Source organism: Fulvimonas soli (assembly GCF_003148905.1).
Taxonomy (GTDB): Bacteria; Pseudomonadota; Gammaproteobacteria; order Xanthomonadales; family Rhodanobacteraceae; genus Fulvimonas; species Fulvimonas soli.
On record NZ_QGHC01000002.1, the window covers coordinates 342,093 to 359,286 of the forward strand.

General features: G+C 72.8%; 20 protein-coding genes. 16 read left to right on the forward strand and 4 right to left on the reverse strand.

All coding sequences use genetic code 11. The annotated features are described in order from the left end of the window. The first annotated feature begins 3 nt into the window (after nt 1–3). The 4 genes from C7456_RS03615 (at nt 4) to C7456_RS03630 (ending at nt 3,919) form a co-directional block, all read left to right on the forward strand. Nucleotides 4–708 (forward strand): helix-turn-helix transcriptional regulator, encoded by a 705-nt coding sequence (locus C7456_RS03615; protein WP_109722387.1) that lies wholly within the window; start codon nt 4–6, stop codon nt 706–708. Between the two features lie 47 nt (nt 709–755). Beyond that, nucleotides 756–2,537, forward strand: a complete 1,782-nt coding sequence (locus tag C7456_RS03620; RefSeq protein ID WP_109722388.1) for a DUF885 domain-containing protein — start codon at nt 756–758, stop codon at nt 2,535–2,537. A 180-nt stretch (nt 2,538–2,717) separates the two neighbouring features. Next, on the forward strand, nt 2,718–3,116 hold the full coding sequence (locus C7456_RS03625; RefSeq protein ID WP_109722389.1) for an MbcA/ParS/Xre antitoxin family protein: 399 nt from the start codon (nt 2,718–2,720) through the stop codon (nt 3,114–3,116). A gap of 119 nt (nt 3,117–3,235) precedes the next feature. Further along, nucleotides 3,236–3,919 carry an RES family NAD+ phosphorylase gene (locus C7456_RS03630; protein WP_109722390.1) on the forward strand — a complete coding sequence of 228 codons (684 nt, stop codon included), beginning with the start codon at nt 3,236–3,238 and terminating at the stop codon, nt 3,917–3,919. Between the two features lie 202 nt (nt 3,920–4,121). On the opposite strand, the gene C7456_RS03635 is transcribed toward C7456_RS03630, so the two are convergent. Together C7456_RS03635 and C7456_RS03640 are read right to left on the reverse strand one after the other, a co-directional pair. Beyond that, on the reverse strand, nt 4,122–4,733 hold the full coding sequence (locus C7456_RS03635; RefSeq protein WP_109722391.1) for an OmpW/AlkL family protein: 612 nt from the start codon (nt 4,731–4,733) through the stop codon (nt 4,122–4,124). Nucleotides 4,734–5,047: 314 nt separating this feature from the next. Then, nucleotides 5,048–5,572, reverse strand: a complete 525-nt coding sequence (locus C7456_RS03640; RefSeq protein WP_109722392.1) for an SRPBCC family protein — start codon at nt 5,570–5,572, stop codon at nt 5,048–5,050. A 97-nt stretch (nt 5,573–5,669) separates the two neighbouring features. Between C7456_RS03640 and C7456_RS03645 the strand changes: the two genes are divergently transcribed. Continuing rightward, the gene (locus tag C7456_RS03645; protein ID WP_109722393.1) at nt 5,670–5,930 is read left to right on the forward strand and encodes a hypothetical protein; all 261 of its coding nucleotides are present in this window, start codon (nt 5,670–5,672) and stop codon (nt 5,928–5,930) included. A gap of 25 nt (nt 5,931–5,955) precedes the next feature. Here C7456_RS03645 and phhA read toward each other — a convergent pair whose 3' ends face one another. Further along, nucleotides 5,956–6,849 (reverse strand): phenylalanine 4-monooxygenase, encoded by an 894-nt coding sequence (gene phhA, locus C7456_RS03650; protein ID WP_109722394.1) that lies wholly within the window; start codon nt 6,847–6,849, stop codon nt 5,956–5,958. Between the two features lie 149 nt (nt 6,850–6,998). Here phhA and C7456_RS03655 point away from each other — a divergent pair, with 149 nt between their 5' ends. The 4 genes from C7456_RS03655 to C7456_RS03670 all read left to right on the forward strand — a co-directional run bounded on the left by C7456_RS03655 (nt 6,999) and on the right by C7456_RS03670 (nt 11,209). Further along, nucleotides 6,999–7,475, forward strand: coding sequence for an Lrp/AsnC family transcriptional regulator (locus C7456_RS03655; protein WP_109722395.1), 477 nt, complete (start codon nt 6,999–7,001; stop codon nt 7,473–7,475). 500 nt (nt 7,476–7,975) lie between these two features. Next, nucleotides 7,976–8,791: a lysophospholipid acyltransferase family protein gene (locus tag C7456_RS03660; protein WP_109722396.1), complete on the forward strand. Its 816-nt coding sequence runs from the start codon at nt 7,976–7,978 to the stop codon at nt 8,789–8,791. Further along, entirely contained in the window at nt 8,788–9,810 is a 1,023-nt protein-coding gene (locus C7456_RS03665) for a YheT family hydrolase (RefSeq protein WP_109722397.1), read from the forward strand. Before C7456_RS03660 ends, C7456_RS03665 begins: the two co-directional genes overlap by 4 nt. Before the next feature lie 169 nt (nt 9,811–9,979). Next, nucleotides 9,980–11,209 (forward strand): hypothetical protein, encoded by a 1,230-nt coding sequence (locus tag C7456_RS03670; protein WP_109722398.1) that lies wholly within the window; start codon nt 9,980–9,982, stop codon nt 11,207–11,209. Between the two features lie 7 nt (nt 11,210–11,216). On the opposite strand, the gene C7456_RS03675 is transcribed toward C7456_RS03670, so the two are convergent. Next, nucleotides 11,217–12,689: an AAA family ATPase gene (locus tag C7456_RS03675; protein WP_109722399.1), complete on the reverse strand. Its 1,473-nt coding sequence runs from the start codon at nt 12,687–12,689 to the stop codon at nt 11,217–11,219. A gap of 101 nt (nt 12,690–12,790) precedes the next feature. Here C7456_RS03675 and C7456_RS03680 point away from each other — a divergent pair, with 101 nt between their 5' ends. From C7456_RS03680 to C7456_RS03710, 7 genes are all read left to right on the forward strand, one after another. Then, entirely contained in the window at nt 12,791–13,879 is a 1,089-nt protein-coding gene (locus C7456_RS03680) for a PQQ-dependent sugar dehydrogenase (RefSeq protein ID WP_109722400.1), read from the forward strand. A 49-nt stretch (nt 13,880–13,928) separates the two neighbouring features. Continuing rightward, on the forward strand, nt 13,929–14,552 hold the full coding sequence (locus C7456_RS03685) for a YbhB/YbcL family Raf kinase inhibitor-like protein (protein ID WP_109722401.1): 624 nt from the start codon (nt 13,929–13,931) through the stop codon (nt 14,550–14,552). A gap of 127 nt (nt 14,553–14,679) precedes the next feature. Beyond that, nucleotides 14,680–14,835, forward strand: a complete 156-nt coding sequence (locus C7456_RS03690) for a DUF1328 family protein (protein ID WP_109722402.1) — start codon at nt 14,680–14,682, stop codon at nt 14,833–14,835. Between the two features lie 66 nt (nt 14,836–14,901). Continuing rightward, nucleotides 14,902–15,276, forward strand: a complete 375-nt coding sequence (locus C7456_RS03695) for an ElaB/YgaM/YqjD family protein (RefSeq protein ID WP_109722403.1) — start codon at nt 14,902–14,904, stop codon at nt 15,274–15,276. Between the two features lie 17 nt (nt 15,277–15,293). Next, nucleotides 15,294–15,755 (forward strand): ABC transporter ATP-binding protein, encoded by a 462-nt coding sequence (locus C7456_RS03700; RefSeq protein WP_170120163.1) that lies wholly within the window; start codon nt 15,294–15,296, stop codon nt 15,753–15,755. Beyond that, the gene (locus C7456_RS03705) at nt 15,752–16,042 is read left to right on the forward strand and encodes a hypothetical protein (protein WP_109722404.1); all 291 of its coding nucleotides are present in this window, start codon (nt 15,752–15,754) and stop codon (nt 16,040–16,042) included. The genes C7456_RS03700 and C7456_RS03705 overlap by 4 nt, the downstream gene beginning before the upstream one ends. Then, nucleotides 16,039–17,187, forward strand: coding sequence for an AI-2E family transporter (locus tag C7456_RS03710; protein ID WP_109722405.1), 1,149 nt, complete (start codon nt 16,039–16,041; stop codon nt 17,185–17,187). Before C7456_RS03705 ends, C7456_RS03710 begins: the two co-directional genes overlap by 4 nt. Nucleotides 17,188–17,194 lie beyond the last annotated feature (7 nt).

Consider the following 17,194-nt stretch of genomic DNA (forward strand, 5'->3'; position numbering starts at 1 on the left):
CGGATGCGCCGCGCCGACCGCCTGTTCCTCATCATCCACGCCCTGCGCGGGCGCCGCACCGCGCTGCCCGCGCGCCAGCTCGCCGAGACGCTGGGCGTCTCGCTGCGCACGGTCTACCGCGACGTGGCCGACCTGCAGCTCTCCGGCGTGCCGATCGAGGGCGAGGCGGGCGTGGGCTACGTGCTGCGCAAGGGCGCGGACATCCCGCCGCTGATGTTCAGCGCCGAGGAGCTCGAGTCGCTGGTGGTCGGCACGCGCTTCGTGCGCGCCTTCGCCGGCGAGCGGCTGGCCGCCGGCGCGCAGGCGGCGCTGCTGAAGATCGAGGCGGTGCTGCCGCCGGAGCTGCGCGCGCGGGCGACGCGCACGCGCATCTACGCGCCGATCTGGCGCGACGCGGAGAAGGCCGCCTTCGCCGAGCGCATCGACCGCCTGCACGCGGCGATCGAGGCGCAGCGCGTGCTGCGCATGGCCTACCGCGACGAGACCGGCCAGGCCAGCGCGCGCGAGGTGGAGCCGCTGTGCCTGGCGTTCTGGGGCGGCAAGTGGACCCTGGGTGCCTGGTGCCGGCTGCGCGCCGCCTTCCGCAACTTCCGCCCCGACCGCATCGAGGCGCTGGAGGAGACCGGCGAATGCTTCGCCGACGTGGCCGGACGCAACCTCGACGCCTACCTGCAGGCGATGCGCGGCTACTACGCCGGCATGGAGTGAGGCGGCGCGTCGGCGTACCCTTCCGGCTTCCGATCCGGGAGCGAAGGATGCCGAACAAGATTCTGCTGGGCGGCCTGCTGGCCGCGGGGCTGGCGCTGGCCGGCGTGGTCCACGCCAACGACGCGGACGAGCGCTTCCGCGCCATCTACGCCAGGGAATGGGCCTGGCGCACCGGGCAGAGCGGCATCAGCAGTTCCGGCGAGGCGCAGCCCGGCGCGGGCCGCCTGGACGACGTGGGCCCGGCCAGCCAGCAGCGGCGGCTGGAGGAATGGCAGCGGGTGCTCGGCGAGCTCGACGCGCTCGACCCGCGGCAGCTCTCGCCCGAGCAGCAGGTGAACTACGCCGTCTACCGCGCGCAGATCGCCGGCCTGCTGGCCGAGCAGCGGTTCGGGACCTGGCAGATGCCGTTCAACAGCGACTCCTCGTTCTGGGGCGACATCGGCTACGTGCTGGGCGGCGACCGGCTGCGCACGCTCACCGACTACCAGCGCTACCTCGACCGCCTGGGCCAGATCCCGGCCTACTTCGACCAGCAGATCGCCAACATGCGCGAGGGCCTGAAGCGCGGCTTCAGCGTGCCGCGCGAGGTGCTGGCCGGGCGCGACGTGTCGATCGCCGCGGTGGCCGGGCTGAAGGACCCCACCCAGAGCAGCTTCTACGCGCCGTTCAGGCACCTGCCGGCAACCCTGTCCGCCGAGCAGGCGCAGGCGCTGCAGGGCCAGGCGCTGGCGCGCATCCGCGACGCGGTGATCCCGGCCTACGCCAAGCTGCTGGACTTCTTCCGCCACGAGTACGTGCCGCAGGCGCGCACCACCCTCGCCGCCGAGGCGCTGCCGGACGGCAAGGCGTTCTACCGCCAGCAGATCCTCGAATACACCACGCTCGACCTCGACCCCGACGCGATCCACAAGATCGGCCTGGAGCAGGTGGCGAAGATCCATGCGCAGATGCTCGACACCATGCGCGACAGCGGCTTCAAGGGCAGCTTCGCCGAGTTCCTGCAGTTCCTGCGCAGCGACCCGCGGTTCTACGCCCGGACGCCGGACGAGCTGCTGATGCGTACCGCCTGGGTGGCCAAGCAGGTCGACGGCGAGCTGGGCAAGTTCTTCGGCCGGCTGCCGCGGCAGCGCTTCGCCATCGTGCCGGTGCCGGCGGACATCGCGCCGTACTACACCTCCGGCCGCGGCGGCGCGGACGCCTACCTGGTCAACACCTACGACCTGAAGTCGCGCCCGCTGTACAACATGCCGGCGCTGACCCTGCACGAGTCGATGCCCGGCCACTCGCTGCAGCTGGCGCTGGCCGCCGAACAGCGCGGCCAGCCGGCGTTCCGCCGCGACAGCTACATCTCCGCCTACGGCGAGGGCTGGGCGCTGTATTCGGAATACCTGGGCAACGAGATGGGCATCTACAAGACGCCCTACGAGCGCTTCGGCTTCCTCACCTACCAGATGTGGCGCGCCTGCCGCCTGGTGGTGGACACCGGCATCCACCACCTGGGCTGGTCCCGGCGGCAGGCGATCGACTACCTGCTGGACAACACCGCGCTGTCGCGGCGCGAGATCGAGAACGAGGTGGACCGCTACATCAGCTGGCCGGCGCAGGCGCTGTCCTACGAGCTGGGCTACCTCAAGATCCTGGAATTGCGCCACAAGGCCGAGCGGGCGCTGGGCGCGAAGTTCGACCTGCGCGCCTTCCACGACACCGTGCTGCAGCTGGGCTCGGTGCCGCTGCCGGTGCTGGAGCGGCGCATCGACCGCTTCATCGCCGAGGGTGGGCCGGAGCCGGACTTCGGCTGCGATTGCGCCAAGGGCGGGCGCGGCGGGTAAGCCCGCCCGGCCTGGGCCTGGGCCTGGCTTCGACCGTCGCGGCCGCAGGCCGCTCCCACAGGTTGTCGCGGCCTTGTGGGAGCGGCCTGCGGCCGCGACGCCTTCCCCCCGAGCCGCCCCGTTTGCACGAAACTTCCCCGGTGAAGTAGAATCAAGCCCAACTCCACAAGGGAAGTTGCGATGCAGATGCGTCCCCTCCCGCAGACCCCCGCAGCCCCGCAACTGGCCGGCCCCGCGCTGCGCGCGTTCTTCCGCCTCGCCGACGCCTGGAAGCTGCGCATCGCCGACCAGCGCCGGCTGCTCGGCGACCCGCCCGAGTCGACCTTCTACAAATGGAAGCGCCAGCAGGACGGCGCGCTGGGCCGCGACACGCTCGAGCGCATCAGCTACCTGCTCGGCATCTGGAAGGACCTGCAGATCCTGTTCCCCGACCCGGCGCAGGCCGACGCCTGGCTGCACAAGCCCAACCGCGCGCCGCTGTTCGGCGGCCACTCGGCGCTCGAGCGCATGCTCTCGGGCAACGTCGCCGACCTCTACGTGGTGCGCCAGTACCTGGACGCGCAGCGCGGCTGGAACTGAGCGCGGATGCCGCCGGCCGCGCCGATCCGCGCACTCCGTCACGCCGGCGTCGCGGGCCGCGATACGGGCCGCGCCGATAGTGGCGCACCTGTGCCGCCGCGCCCGCGAGGAACCCAGGCATGACGAACGAGCCGCCCGTCAGGCGCATCCGCTGGAGCCAGGCCTGGCGCATCGTGCCGAGCCGCTTCCCGCCGGTGGGCGTGTACGACCGCATCGCCGACCCGGCCGACCTCGACGCGCTGTTCGCGGTCGAGGCGCTGACCAACCCGCGCCTGCGCGAGGAAGCCGGCGCGCTGGCGCTGGTGCCGAAGGAGCGCCGCCTCAGCGGCCCGGGCGCCACGCCGGTGATGGCGGCGTTCACCCACCTCAACCCGGAAGGCAGCCGCTTCTCCGACGGCAGCTGGGGCGTGTTCTACGCCGCGCACAGCGTGGCCACCGCGGTGGAGGAGACGGTCTACCACCGCGAGCGCTTCCTCGCCGCCACCGCCGAGCCGCCCTGCGACCTGGAGATGCGCTGCTACCGCACGCGCATCGACTGCAAGCTGCACGACATCCGCGGCGGCTGGCGGGACGCGCACGATCCGGACGTCTATACGGCCAGTGTGAAGCTGGCGCGCGAGCTGCGCGCGGCCGGCTCCAACGGCATCGTCTACGACAGCGTGCGGCACCCGGGTGGCGAGTGCGTGGCGGCGTTCTATCCCGACGCGGTGGCGCCGTGCGTGCAGGCGCGGCACCTGCTGTACCGCTGGGACGGCGCGCGGATCGCGCAGGTGTTCGAGGTCAGCGAGCTGGCGCGCGGCTGAGGCGCGGCCGGGGCACGGGCACGCGATGGCCGGACCGTCGCCGCAGGGCGGCGCGGTTCCCGGCGCGTTGGCCGCGTGGCCGCGCCGCATGGGCTGGCATCCATCCCGCGCGGAAGGCGGATGACCGGATTCGTCGGCGCCCCGCGCGGCCGATGCCGCGGCGGGGAGTGGCACGTCCGTGTGCCAGGGGGGGGGGAGCGGTTCAGAAGCGGTAGCCGAAGCTCAGGCCGTACACCCACGGGTCGACCTTGGCCTTGCCGACCCTGGCGCCGTTGACGCGCACGTCGCTCTCGATGTCGATCCAGCGCACGTCGGCGGTGAAGATCCACTTCGGCGCCAGCTGCACGTCGAGGCCGGCGTGGGCGGCGGCGCCCCAGCTGTCGTCGATCTTCACGCGGGCGCCGTCGAGCAGGCCGCGCCCCTTGCTGTCGAAGAAGCGGGTGTAGTTGAGGCCCACGCCGACGAAGGGCGAGACCTTGGCGTCGGGCAGGAAGTGGTAGTTGACGCCCAGCGTGGGCGGCAGCTGCTTGGTGGTGGCGGCCTTCTGGCCGGCCAGCTTCACCTCGTGCTTGAACGGCAGCGCGCCCAGCACGTCCACGCCCCAGTTCGGCGTGATCAGGTATTCCAGGCTGATGCTGGGCTTGACGTCGCTGTCGATGCTGGTCTTCAGGCCGGCCAGGCGGCCGTTGTCGGACTTCGGATCGACCACGTGCGCGCCGAAGCGCAGCACCCAGGCGTCGTCGGCCGCGTGGGCGGCGGGCAGGGCGGCGAGGCCGGCGGCAAGCAGCAGGGGCAGCAGGAGCTTTCTTGTCATGACGTGGGTCCTTCGGTGGAAATGCGCAGCCATCTTGCGGGCCCGGCGCGCCTTCCAATTGACCTCGGTCATGTTCGTTCCCGTGCGGGGTCCCGCTGCGACGACTCGCCGCGGTCCCCATGCGGCGGCGCGCCTGCGCGCGGCGGGCCGTCGGTGATGCCGCCGAGAGTGTCCGGGCCAGATGTCGGGCGTCGCTGCCGGCGACGCACTCGTCGCACGCCGCGGGTAAAGGTGCTGCGCTGCGGCCGCGATGCCATGCCGGCTCGCATGGACCGGCGTGGAATGCGCACGCCGGGCGGCCCGCGCCACCCGGTTCAGCGCGGCCGGCGCTGCAACGCCGCCGCCATGGCGGCGCGCCACTCCTGCATCATCGCCGCGTAGTGCGCCTCGGCGAGGAAGGCATCCACGAAGGCGGCGCCTTGCATGTTCAAGCCGGTGAGCGTGTAGCTCACCTGCACCGTGCTCCCGCCGGGAGCCGGCCGGCAGCGCACGTCGACCAGGCCCATGTCGGAGCCCTCGGCAAGCCGCGCGTAGCTGACACGGCCGGCGGCCGGGTCGTAGTCGACGACGATCCACACCGTCGCGCGCCCGTCCGCATGGCGCGTGCGGAACACGCTGCCGCGTCCGTCGCCGCCGCTCAGCAGCTCCGGCCGCCAGCCCTCGGCCCATTGGCGTTCGCCTCTGGCAGTGAGCAGTGGCATCACGCGCGCGCAGGCGCCAGGCAGGCGAAAGCGGCCGGTCCGGCTGCGCGGCTCGGCCGCCATGGCCGGTATCGCCGCGAGCGCGAGCAGGACGGCGAGCGCGGCGCGCTGCGGTAATGGCGCGGTCGGAGTCGGCATGGCCGGTCTCAGTTAGGTACTTTGGTACCAAAGTACCTCGATCGGCAGACCCGGTCAAACGCTATAATCGCCGCGTCAGATGCCGAGGTGCGCCAGCATGCCCGCGACGAAATCCGCTCCCCGCCAGGTCGAACGCGTGCAGACCGGCGTGCGCCTGGAAAAGCGCCTGCTGAAGGTGCTCAAGGGACTGGCTGAGTCGCTCGACCTGACGCTGGGCGATCTGCTGGAGGGCATCGCGCTGCATGCGCTGGAGAACAAGCCGCCGTTCTCCGCGGCCACGCTGCGCAAGATCGCCGACCTGAAACGCATCTACGGGCTCGACCTGGGCGCGGCCGACGGCCATCGCCTGCGCGAATGAAGCCTTCGCGCCGGCCGGTGCGGCCTCAGGCGTCGCCGCCGACGGCGAAGCCCTCGCGCGTGCCGCGGTTGAACACGCGGTCGCCGGCCAGCACGTCCGCCGCGGCGTGCGCCGGCTGCGCCTTCAACCGCGCGTAGATCGGCGTGAAGTCCGGCCGCGTGGCCTCGAACAGCTGCTCGAAGCTGTCGATCACGAAATAGGTCTGCTGGTAGGTGTCGATGCGGTAGCGCGTGCTCATCACGCGCTCCAGGTCGAAGCCGATGCGGTTGGGCGCGGGCGAGTCCAGGCAGTAGATCGACTCGCCCTTGGAGCTGACGATGCCGGCGCCGTAGATGCGCATGCCTTCGTCCGTGTGGATCAGGCCGAACTCCACCGTGTACCAGTACAGGCGGGTGAGGTTGGTCAGCGCCTCGCGGTCGATCGCGAAGGCCTTCATGCCGCCGCGGCCGTAGGCCTGCATGTAGTCGGCGAACACCGGGTTGAGCAGCAGCGGCACGTGGCCGAACAGGTCGTGGAACAGGTCCGGCTCGGACAGGTAGTCCAGCTGCTCGGGCTTCCTGATCCACCAGGTCACCGGGAAGCGGCGGTTGGCCAGGTGGTCGAAGAACACCTCGTCGGGCAGCAGTCCTTCCACCGCCACCAGCTCCCAGCCGGTGGCCCGGCCCAGCACCTTGTTGAGCTCGGCGAACCTGGGGATGCCGCCGTCGCCCAGGCCGAAGCGCTCGACCCCTTCGAGGAACTCGCGGCAGGCGCGGCCGGGCAGCAGCTCGCGCTGGCGCTTGAACAGGGTGTCCCACACCTCGTGGTCGGTGCGCGAGTAGTCCGCCCACGGCTGCTCCACCACGCCGGTCGCGTAGACCGGGATGTAGCCGCGGTCGGTCTGCTGGTGTTCGACTTTGCGGGGCGTGCTGGTCTGCATGGCCTGGGTCCCGGGGCGATGGAGCGGCGAGGGCCGGACGCTCCAGAGGATAGTGCGGCCGGGGCGCACGAAGATTGTTTTATTGCGCCACCGTGGCGTTCGGTAGCAAGATTCATGCGTGCTATGCGATATAAATGGGAGGATCGTGCATGGCGACGCTGGACCGCACCGATCTGCGCCTGCTCGCCGTGCTGCAGGCGGAAGGCCGCATCACCAACGCCGAGCTGGCCGAGCGGGTGAACCTGTCGCCCTCGGCCTGCCTGCGCCGGGTGCAGCGGCTGGAGGCGGACAAGGTGATCGCCGGCTACGCCGCGCGGGTGGACCCGGAGGCGGTGGGGCTGGGGTTGCAGGCCTTCGTGCGCGTGCAGCTGGCGCGGCACGAGGCGGGCACCATCGAGCGTTTCGTGGAACGGGTCGCCGGCTGGGACGAGGTGGTGGCCTGCCACGCGCTCACCGGCGACATGGACTACCTGATGCACGTCTACGTGGCCGACCTGGCGCACTTCTCGCGCTTCCTGCTCGACCGCCTGCTCAACGACGCCGGCGTGGCCGACGTCAATTCCAGCTTCGTACTGCGCACGGTCAAGCGCTCGCCCGCGCTGCCGCTGTCGCAGCTGGAGGGCTGAAAGCCTGTGCCCCGCCGGGAGCCGTCCGCGCGCGGGCCAGGGGAGGACGGAGGTACGCGGGGGAGACGCCAGGACTGGCGCCGGCTTTTGAGGAGCGGGGAGTGGACGCCGGTCCGCGACGGCGCGGCATGGCGGGGAGTGGGGCGATGGTCGGGGCATCGCGGCCGCAGGCCGCTCCCACAAGGCTGGCGAGGCCCCTGTCGGAGCGGCCTGCGGCCGCGATCAGCCCGGCGCAAGACCGCCAACGGCCCCGATGCCACGCCCGTCGAGGCCATGCCCCAGCGCCAAGTGGCCGGGCGCGGCTTTGCCTGGCCGGAGCAGCACGCAAGGCGAGGGAAGAATGAGGTGAATGCGGCCTCACACCGGCCCGCGCTTCATCTCGCCAGCCTTCCCAGCGCTCTTCCCCGAAGGATTTCGAACGGGCCCCCAAGGCGCGCCCCGCGCCCGCGGCGAAGGCGGCGCTACGTCGGAGTGCGCACTAACGGTAAACTAACCTGCTCATGAGCACCGTCCCCGTTCCTGCTCCGGCCCGCGACCCGCTGCGTCCGCTGCGCTACCTGTGGCGCGTGCCGCTGCTGCTGCTGCACGTGCTGCTCGGCGTGCTGCTGTGCGCCTTCATCCTGAGCTGGAACCGGCACCGCGTGATGAGGGACGGCCGCGAGCCGTTCGCGCACCGCATGATCCGCTGGTGGTCCACCGCGCTGCTGCGCATCTTCGGGCTGCGCTCGGTGCGCTTCGGCCAGGCGCTGCCCGACCCGGTGCTGTTCGTCGCCAACCACACCTCGTGGATCGACATCGAGCTGCTGCATTCGCAGCGCGCCGCCTGCTTCGTCGCCAAGGCGGAGATCGCGGGCTGGCCGCTGGTGGGCTGGCTGGCGGCCAACGGCGGCACCATCTTCCACCGCCGCGGCAGCAACCACTCGCTGGCGGCGGTGATGCAGACCATGGTCGAGCGCCTGCGCGAGGGCCGCTCGGTGGCGGTGTTCCCGGAAGGCGGCACCGGCCACAACGGCGTGCTCAAGGTGTTCCACGCGCGCATCTTCCAGGCCGCGCTGGACGCGCAGGTGCCGGTGCAGCCGGTGGCGCTGCGCTTCGCGCGCGGCGGGCGGCGGGTGGTCGACGCCGGCTTCCGCGAGGACGAGAGCTTCATGGGCAACTTCCTGCGCCTGCTCGGCGAGGCGCCGCTGGACGCGGAGGTGCACTTCCTGCCGCCGGTGCCGGCGATGCCGGAGGCGCGCCGGCGCATGGCCGAGCTCGCGCGCGAGCGCATCGCCGCCGCGCTGGAAGACCCCGCGCCGGAGCGCACGGCGGCATGAGCCTGCCGCGCGGCGCGGATTTCCGTCCGCCCTGGCCGCTGACCAGCGGCCACGTCCAGACCATGCTCTCCTCCAGCGGCGTGCGCCGGCTGCTGCTGCCGCGCGCCGCGCAGGCGGTGCAGCAGGGCGCGCAGCCGACCACGGTGGACGGCGGCGACGGCGTGCGCCTGACCGGCGCGTTCACCGCGCAGCAGGCGCTGGCGCGCCCGCGCGGGCTGGCCGTGCTGTTCCACGGCTGGGAGGGCAGCGTCGATTCCACCTACGTGCTGCAGACCGGCAGCCGCCTGCTCGCCGACGGCTGGGACGTGTTCCGCCTCAACTTCCGCGACCACGGCGACAGCCACCACCTCAACGAGGCGCTGTTCCACTCCTGCCGCATCGACGAGGTGATGCACGCGCTCACCGACATCGCGCGGCGCTGGCCGGCGCGGCCGCTGGCGCTGGCCGGCTTCTCGCTGGGCGGCAACTTCGCGCTGCGCGCGGCGCTGCGCGCGCCGGCCTGGGACGTGCCGCTGGCCTACGCGCTGGCGGTGTGCCCGATCATCGACCCGGGCGAGGGCCTGTTCGCGCTGGAGCGGCAGGCGCCGTGGTTCTACCAGGCCTACTTCATGAACAAGTGGCGGCGCTCGCTGAAGCTCAAGCAGGCGGCCTTCCCGCAGCACCGCTACTTCGAGCTGGCCGAGCTGAAGCAGAACCTGCGCGGGCTCACCGAGGCGCTGGTGCTGCGGCACACCGACTTCGACTCGCTGCAGGCCTACCTGGACGGCTACTCGGTGGCGCGCGACGCGCTGAAGGCGATGGCCATCCCGGCGACCATCCTCACCGCGCGCGACGATCCGATCATCCCGGTGGATGCGTTCGAGCGGCTGGAGCTGCCGCCGGGCGTGGAGCTGGACATCGCCGACTACGGCGGCCACTGCGGCTTCATCCGCGGCCGCGACATGACCAGCTTCACCGACGAGTACATCGCCGCGCGCTTCAGCGCGGTGGCCGACGGCGGCTTCCCGCCCGCGGCCTAGTCCTTTTCCTACGCCGTCCTGCCGGCCGCCTCCTGGCCGTGCGGCGGATGTACGGCGCCGGCGGCGGCGGCGAAGAATGCGCACCGCATCCGCTGTTCTCGTTCCGAGGCCGGATCCCGCCGCCGGGCCCGGCCCGCCGCGGTCCGCCTCCCTGCCGGAGGGTACGCACATGGCGCGCAAGGTCATCAAGGTGAACCTGGACCTGGACCGCATCCACTGCTTCGACGAGGGCGACGGCTGGGGCAGCGCCGAGCCCTACCTCTGGACGGTGTTCTTCAAGATCGACGGCGACAGCGTGCGGCTGACCGACGGCCTCGCGCTGTCCGGCACGCCCACCGTGCAGGGCACGCCGGGCAGCCACGGCAACCTCGGCGACACCGACGTGGACGCCGGCGACGACGTGGCCGTGCCCGCCGCGATCGGCGAGTGGGAGACCTTCCTCAAGCCGATCCCGGTGCCGGCCAGCCTGTCCGGGCTGGTGCAGGACCTGGGCGGCGTGGTCGGCGTGGTGGCGATCCTGATGGAGGAGGACAACGTCAGCGACGACGGCGCCGAGGCCGGCCACCGGGCGCTGGACGCGGCGGTGCGCGGCGCGCTGCAGCAGATCATCGACACCCGCAGCCTGACCAACCAGGACGTGTCCGACAGCGAGATCCAGGGCTTCACCGACGCCATCGAGGCCAGGGTGAAGGACGCCATCGTCAGCCAGCAGAACGTGTTCGAGAACCTGTGGAGCTGGCTCAACCCGGACGACACCATCGGCGTGAAGGTGTTCGTGTTCAAGCACGACGACCTCGACCCGGCGGTGAACCTGGACTTCTCGCAGCGCTGGCGGAACGAGGGCGACTGGGAGCTGTTCGGCCACCTCACCTCCGCGCCGCTGTGCCCGGTCGACGCCCTGAGCGGCCTGTTCGACGCCGCCCCGGCCGGCGGCGCGAAGCGGTCCGCCGCGGCGCCCGACCTCGGCCCGATGCGCGCCTTCCGCGACGGCGAGTACCGCCGCATGCCCGGCCTGGCGCCGTGGTTCGCGCTGGCCGAGCGCCACGCCGCGCGCGTGCTGCGCCTGGCGCTGGCGCAGCCGGAGCTGCTGGCCTCGGCGCGCAAGATGGTGGAGTGGGGCAACCTGATCGTGCAGCGGCCGGACGAGCGGCTGTCCGAGGAGCACGTGCGCCACGCCGAGCGCCTGCTCGCCGCGCTGTCGGCGCACCGCCGGCGCGACGCGCGCGTGGACGCCAGCCGCGCGCTGTCGGTGCTGCGCGCGCTGCACGGCAAGACCCACCGCGAGGCGATGCAGTTCCTCGCCAGCGTGGCGCCGGCGCGCCATCCCACCGTGGCGGGCAACCCCAGCGCGCGCGTGCAGCCGCGGCGGCGCGGCGGGGACGCGGCGGCCGGCGGCTGAGCCGCGTTCAGTCCGCCGGCACGCAGCGCTCCCGCGCCCAGGCGCGCAGCGCGTCCACCTGCTCGCGCATCAGCACCGACAGCGGCCGCGTCTGCGCCAGCGCGGCGAGCACGCCGGCCTGGTCCGGCGGCGCGCCGGCGGTGTCGTACAGCGCGCTGACGATGGCCTGCTCGATCTCGGCGCCGGAGAAGCCCTCGCTCGCCGCGGCCAGTGAGGGCAGGTCGAAGTCCTCCGCCGGCAGCCGCCGGCGCGCCAGGTGCAGGCGGAAGATCTCCGCGCGCGTCGCCGCCGCGGGCAGGTCGACGAAGAAGATCTCGTCGAAGCGGCCCTTGCGCAGCAGCTCGGCGGGCAGCTCGCGCACCGCGTTGGCGGTGGCGACCAGGAACACCTTGGCCTTGCGCTCGGCCATCCAGGTGAGCAGGTAGCCGAGCACGCGGCGCGACACGCCGCCGTCCTCGCCGCCGCCGGCCAGGCCCTTCTCGATCTCGTCGATCCACAGCACGCACGGCGCCAGCAGCTCGGCGCCGCGCAGCGCCTCGCGCAGGTTCTTCTCGGTCTCGCCGTGGTACTTGTTGTACAGCGTGCCCATGTCCAGCCGCACCAGCGGCACGCCGAAGCCGCCGGCCACCGCCTTGGCGGCCAGGCTCTTGCCGCAGCCCTGCACGCCCAGCAGCAGCACGCCGCGCGGCGGGTCCAGCGCGGGGTCGGGCGCGGCGGCGAGGAACGCGGCGCGGCGGCGCTGCACCCAGGCGCGCAGGCGCGCCGCGCCGGCCAGGTCGGCGAAGCTGGCGGCGGCGTACTCGTAGTGCAGCAGGCCCGAGCGGTTGAGCAGCTCGAACTTGGCCTGCATCAGGCCGGGCAGGTCGGCCGGGGTCAGCGCGCCGTCGTCGTAGATCAGCTTGCGCACGATCCGCCGCGCGTCCGGCGCGGACAGCCCGACCAGGTTGCGCACCACGGTGCGCGCGGCGTCGTTGTCCACCTCCAGCCGGCGGCCGTGCTCGCGCTGCCAGGCGGCCGCCTCGCCGCGCAGGATCGCGGCCAGCTCCTTGAGGTCCGGCAGCGCCAGCGGCACGCGCACGGCCAGCGCCTCCAGCTCCTCCGGCAGCTCGATCCTCGCGCCGACCAGCACCACGGTGTGCGCGGCCGAGCGCTGCCGCTGCACGATCTCGCGCAGCTGGCGCAGGCTCATCGCGTAGCGCAGGAAGGGGTGGAAGTCGAACAGCAGGTACACGCCGCGCTCGGGCGCGGCGCGGATCGCCTCCAGCGTGCTGGTGGCGTCCGGCGCGCTCTCGCCGCCGTCCGGCTGCGCGAAGTCCAGCCGGGCCAGGCCGTCGGTGAGGGTCCAGCGCCACAGCGGGCGCAGCGCGCGCGCGATCACGTGGCGGAAGCACTCGATCACCCGCTGCTCGTCCACCGTCTCGATCACCAGCAGCGGCGTGGCCGCGCGCACCAGCGTGGTGAGGTCTTCCAGTTCGGCCATGCGTCCCCCGTCCTTCGGAGCGCGACACGATAGCATCGCGGTGCGTCTTCACGCCGGTGGCGCTACGCTTGCCTACCCCGACCGCCCGAGGAGCCTCTCCCATGCGCGCGTTGCTCTCCCTGCTGCTCGTCCTGTTCGCCCTGCCCGCCGCCGCCGCGCCCGCGCTGGACCGGCTGAAGCTGCCGCCGGGCTTCCACGTCGCGGTGTACTCGGACCAGGTGCCCAACGCGCGCGAGATCGCGCTGGGCGCCAAGGGCACCGTGTTCGTCGGCTCCAACGACGCCGGCAAGGTCTACGCGCTCACCGACGGCAACGGCGACGGCGTGGCCGACAGGGTGCGGGTGATCGCCAGCGGCCTGCAGCTGCCGGTGGGCGTGGCCTTCCGCGACGGCGACCTGTACGTCTCGGCGGTGAGCAGGATCTACGTGCTGCGCGACATCGAGAACCACCTGGACGCGCCGCCCCAGCCCGAGGTGGTCACCGACAGGCTGCCCACCGAGACCCACCACGGCTGGAAGTTCATCGCCTTCGGCCCGGACGGCAAGCTGTACGTGCCGGTCGGCGCGCCCTGCAACATCTGCGACCCGGGCCCCGACCACGCCAAGCTGCTGCGCATGAACCCCGACGGCGGCGGCTGGCAGGACGTGGCGCGCGGCATCCGCAACACGGTGGGCTTCGACTGGCAGCCCGGCACGAAGCAGCTGTGGTTCACCGACAACGGCCGCGACATGCTGGGCGACGACCGGCCCAGCGACGAGCTCAACCGCGTCACCAAGCCGGACGAGCACTTCGGCTATCCCTACTGCCACCAGGGCGACACGCTCGACCCGGAGTTCGGCAAGGGCAAGCGCTGCCAGGACTACACGCCGCCGGTGCTCAAGCTCGGCGCGCACGTGGCCGCGCTGGGCATGCGCTTCTATACGGGCAGCCAGTTCCCGGCGCGCTACCGCGGCGCGATCTTCGTCGCCGAGCACGGCTCGTGGAACCGCACGCAGAAGTCCGGCTACCGCGTGATGGCGGTGCGGCTGGACGGCGCGAAGGTGGTGGCCTACGAGCCCTTCATCACCGGCTTCGAGCAGGACGAGAAGGCCTGGGGCCGCCCCGCCGACGTGCAGCCGCTGCCCGACGGCAGCCTGCTGGTCAGCGACGACCTGGCCGGCGCGGTGTACCGCGTCACCTACCGGCCCTGAGCCGCGGTCCGCGCTTTCATCCGTCACCCTTCGAGCCAGAGGAGCCGCCATGCACCTGCGCAGCGACAACTTCAGGGACGGCCAGCCGATCCCGCCCGCCTTCGCCTTCGGCAAGCCGGGCGACCCGGTGGCGCTGTCGGACAACCTCAGCCCGCACCTGGCCTGGCGCGAGGCGCCGGCGAACACCCGCTCGTTCGTGCTCACCTGCATCGACGTGGACGTGCCCAGCCGCGGCGACGACGTCAACCAGGCCGGCCGCCGGGTGCCGGCCGAGCTGCCGCGGGTGGAGTTCGTGCACTGGCTGATGGCGAACATCCCGGCCGAGTGCGGCGAGCTGGCCGCCGGCGCGTGCAGCGACGGCATCGTGCCGCGCGGCAAGCGCGAGCCGATCGGCCCGCCGGGCAGCGTGCAGGGCCTGAACGACTACACCGGCTGGTTCGCCGGCGACGCCGAGATGGCCGGCGACTACCTCGGCTACGACGGCCCGTGCCCGCCGTGGAACGACAGCCTGCTGCACCACTACCACTTCCGCATCCACGCGCTGGACGTGGCCAGGCTGCCGCTCAAGCCCGGCTTCACCCTGGCCGAGCTGCGCAAGGCGATGGCCGGGCACGTGCTGGCCACGGCCGAGCTGGTGGGCACCTACACGCTCAACCCGGAGCTGGCCGGCTGAGCGCGCGGGCCGGCGCGCGGGCGCGGCGCCGACCTTCACGCGCAGATGGCATCCCGCCGCGGATCATGCCGGCACGTCCCTCGGCCGCCTGCCTCGCGGGCGCGCCGCCCCCAGCGAGGATACCGTCATGCTGCACTACGCCATCGTCTTCCTGATCATCGCCATCATCGCCGCGATCTTCGGCTTCGGCGGCATCGCCGGCACCGCCGCCGGCATCGCCAAGATCCTCTTCATCATCTTCCTGATCCTGGCGGTGATCTCGTTCTTCCGCCGCAAGACCTGAAGGGCACCGCGGGCGCTGTGAATCCGCCGCCGCATGCGCCACAGTTAGTCCAACCCGGAGACCACCATGAGCAAGTCCCCGCAGACCGCCACCGACGAGATCCAGAACAAGGCCGACAGCCGCATCGACCAGGGCGCCGAGCGCATCAAGCAGGCCACCTCCGAGGCCGTGGCCACCACCAAGGAGGCGGTGGAGCGCGCCGCCGACCGCGTGGAGGCCGGCGTGCACCACGCCACCGACCGCGCCGCCGCGGCCGCCCACCGCGCCACCGACAAGGCGGGCGAGCTGGGCGAGCGCGGCCGCGAAGCCTACGAGGAGGCCATCGACACGGCCGACGCCTGGCTGGAGCAGGCGCGCGACTACGTGCGGCGCAAGCCGGTGCAGTCGGTGGCGATCGCGCTGGGCGCCGGCTGGCTGCTCGGCCGCCTGCTGCGGCGCTGACCGGCGCGGACGCGGGCATGGGCGAACCCGAACAGACCCCGCCATCGCCCACGCCGCCGGCGGCCGCGAGCGGGCTGCTGGACGAGCTGCTGCGCTTCGCCGGCGCGTTCAAGCGGCTGTTCGGCGCCCAGCTCGGGCTGCTCGCCGCCGAGCTGGGGCTGGCGCGCAGCGCGGTGTCCTGGCTGCTGGTCGCGGCGCTGGGCGCCACCGTGGCCGGGGTCGCGGCGGGCCTGACCCTGCTGGCGCTGGTCGGCCTGGCGCTGGCGCAGTGGTTCGGCTCCTGGCTGTGGGCGCTGCTGGCGCTGCTGCTGCTGGAGCTGCTGTTCCTGGGCGGCGCCGTGCTGCTGTTCCGCCGCTGCATGCACTGGATGAGCCTGCCCGCCACACGCGGCGAGTGGAGTGCGATGATGCGCGAAACCAAGGCCGACGCCCGCGCGCGCATCGACGCGCAGGCGGCCGGGGAGGAACGAGCGCCATGAACATCTTCCGCCAGCATGCCCGGGTGCGCGCCGCGCGGGCGCAGCTGACCGCCGCGCGCCACGCGCTGCAGGAACCGGCCGCGGCGCTGCTCGCGCGCGGCCACGCCCATCCGCTGGGCACGCTGGGCATCGCCGCCGGCGCCGGCTTCGTGCTGGGCCGGCTGGACGTGCACCCGCTGCGCGTGCCGGGCGTCGGTCCGCTGCTGGGCAGCGGCGCGGCGGGCCTGCTCGCGCAGGGCGCGCGGCTGTTCGCCGACCTGCTCGGGGGAGACGGCGACACCGCATGAGCGCCCCCGAGTCCCTTGCGCCGCCGGCGGCCACGGCCGACCCGGTGCCCGCCGCGGTGCCCGCGACCCCGCGCCGCGACCCCGCCCTGCAGGGCGCGCACGGCATGCGCCGCCACCTGCGCGCGATCCGCCTGCTGCTCAACGCGCTGCTCGTGCTGGCGCTGCTGTACACCGTCACGCTCACCCGCGCCCTGCTGATCCCGCTGGTGCTGGCCGCCTTCATCGGCCTGGCGCTGAACCCGATGGTCGCCGGCGCGGCGCGGCGCGGCGTGCCGCGCTGGCTGTCCGCCTGCGTGCTGATGGTGGCGCTGGTCGGCGGCACCGGCGCCGGCATCGGCCTGCTGGCGCAGCCGGCGATCGGCTGGTTCCACAACGCGCCGGCGGCGATCAAGAGCTTCGTGCCCAAGCTCAAGGCCCTGACCCAGCCGATCGAGGCGGCCAACCGCGCCACCCAGACGCTGGTCTCCGGGCAGACCGTGCGGGTGCAGCCGCCGCGGCCGGCAGCGGTGGCGATCACCGTCTGGGACGTGATCGCCAAGGCGCCGCAGGTGCTGGCCGCGATCCTCACCGTGGTGCTGCTGGTGTTCTTCTTCCTGATCTTCGGCGACGTGCTGCTGCGCCGGCTGGTGGAGATCGCGCCCAGCTTCGCCTACAAGCGGCACGCGGTGGTGATCGTGCGCGGCATCCAGACCGAGGTGTCGCGCTACATCCTCACCACCGTGCTGATCAACGCCAGCCTGGGCCTGCTCACCGCCGGCATGCTGTGGCTGTACAAGGTGCCCGACCCGCTGCTGTGGGGCACGGTGGCGGCGCTGGCCAACTTCATCCCCTACGTCGGCGCGATCGCCACCACCACGCTGCTGGCGCTGGTCGGCCTGATCAACTTCGACAACGTGGGCGAGGCGCTGCTGCCGGCCTTCACCTTCGCCTGCATCACGGTGGTCGAGGGCAACCTGATCACGCCGATGATCCAGGGCCGGCGCATGCGGCTGTCGCCGATCGCGATCCTGCTGTGGCTGCTGATCTGGGGCTGGCTGTGGGGCATCCCCGGCGCGCTGCTGGCGGTGCCGATGCTGACCAGCTTCAAGCTGATCGCCGAGCGCGTGCGCGGCTGGGCGTGGTTCGCGCACATGGTGCAGCGCTAGGCGCGGC

Excerpts from the sequence above, each read along its gene's own strand:
- C7456_RS03615 (WP_109722387.1), top strand. The coding sequence starts at position 4 with ATGCGCCGCGCCGACCGCCTGTTCCTCATCATCCACGCCCTGCGCGGG.
- C7456_RS03620 (WP_109722388.1), top strand. The coding sequence starts at position 756 with ATGCCGAACAAGATTCTGCTGGGCGGCCTGCTGGCCGCGGGGCTGGCG.
- C7456_RS03625 (WP_109722389.1), top strand. The coding sequence starts at position 2,718 with ATGCAGATGCGTCCCCTCCCGCAGACCCCCGCAGCCCCGCAACTGGCC.
- C7456_RS03630 (WP_109722390.1), top strand. The coding sequence starts at position 3,236 with ATGACGAACGAGCCGCCCGTCAGGCGCATCCGCTGGAGCCAGGCCTGG.
- C7456_RS03635 (WP_109722391.1), bottom strand. The coding sequence starts at position 4,733 with ATGACAAGAAAGCTCCTGCTGCCCCTGCTGCTTGCCGCCGGCCTCGCC.
- C7456_RS03640 (WP_109722392.1), bottom strand. The coding sequence starts at position 5,572 with ATGCCGACTCCGACCGCGCCATTACCGCAGCGCGCCGCGCTCGCCGTC.
- C7456_RS03645 (WP_109722393.1), top strand. The coding sequence starts at position 5,670 with ATGCCCGCGACGAAATCCGCTCCCCGCCAGGTCGAACGCGTGCAGACC.
- phhA (WP_109722394.1), bottom strand. The coding sequence starts at position 6,849 with ATGCAGACCAGCACGCCCCGCAAAGTCGAACACCAGCAGACCGACCGC.
- C7456_RS03655 (WP_109722395.1), top strand. The coding sequence starts at position 6,999 with ATGGCGACGCTGGACCGCACCGATCTGCGCCTGCTCGCCGTGCTGCAG.
- C7456_RS03660 (WP_109722396.1), top strand. The coding sequence starts at position 7,976 with ATGAGCACCGTCCCCGTTCCTGCTCCGGCCCGCGACCCGCTGCGTCCG.
- C7456_RS03665 (WP_109722397.1), top strand. The coding sequence starts at position 8,788 with ATGAGCCTGCCGCGCGGCGCGGATTTCCGTCCGCCCTGGCCGCTGACC.
- C7456_RS03670 (WP_109722398.1), top strand. The coding sequence starts at position 9,980 with ATGGCGCGCAAGGTCATCAAGGTGAACCTGGACCTGGACCGCATCCAC.
- C7456_RS03675 (WP_109722399.1), bottom strand. The coding sequence starts at position 12,689 with ATGGCCGAACTGGAAGACCTCACCACGCTGGTGCGCGCGGCCACGCCG.
- C7456_RS03680 (WP_109722400.1), top strand. The coding sequence starts at position 12,791 with ATGCGCGCGTTGCTCTCCCTGCTGCTCGTCCTGTTCGCCCTGCCCGCC.
- C7456_RS03685 (WP_109722401.1), top strand. The coding sequence starts at position 13,929 with ATGCACCTGCGCAGCGACAACTTCAGGGACGGCCAGCCGATCCCGCCC.
- C7456_RS03690 (WP_109722402.1), top strand. The coding sequence starts at position 14,680 with ATGCTGCACTACGCCATCGTCTTCCTGATCATCGCCATCATCGCCGCG.
- C7456_RS03695 (WP_109722403.1), top strand. The coding sequence starts at position 14,902 with ATGAGCAAGTCCCCGCAGACCGCCACCGACGAGATCCAGAACAAGGCC.
- C7456_RS03700 (WP_170120163.1), top strand. The coding sequence starts at position 15,294 with ATGGGCGAACCCGAACAGACCCCGCCATCGCCCACGCCGCCGGCGGCC.
- C7456_RS03705 (WP_109722404.1), top strand. The coding sequence starts at position 15,752 with ATGAACATCTTCCGCCAGCATGCCCGGGTGCGCGCCGCGCGGGCGCAG.
- C7456_RS03710 (WP_109722405.1), top strand. The coding sequence starts at position 16,039 with ATGAGCGCCCCCGAGTCCCTTGCGCCGCCGGCGGCCACGGCCGACCCG.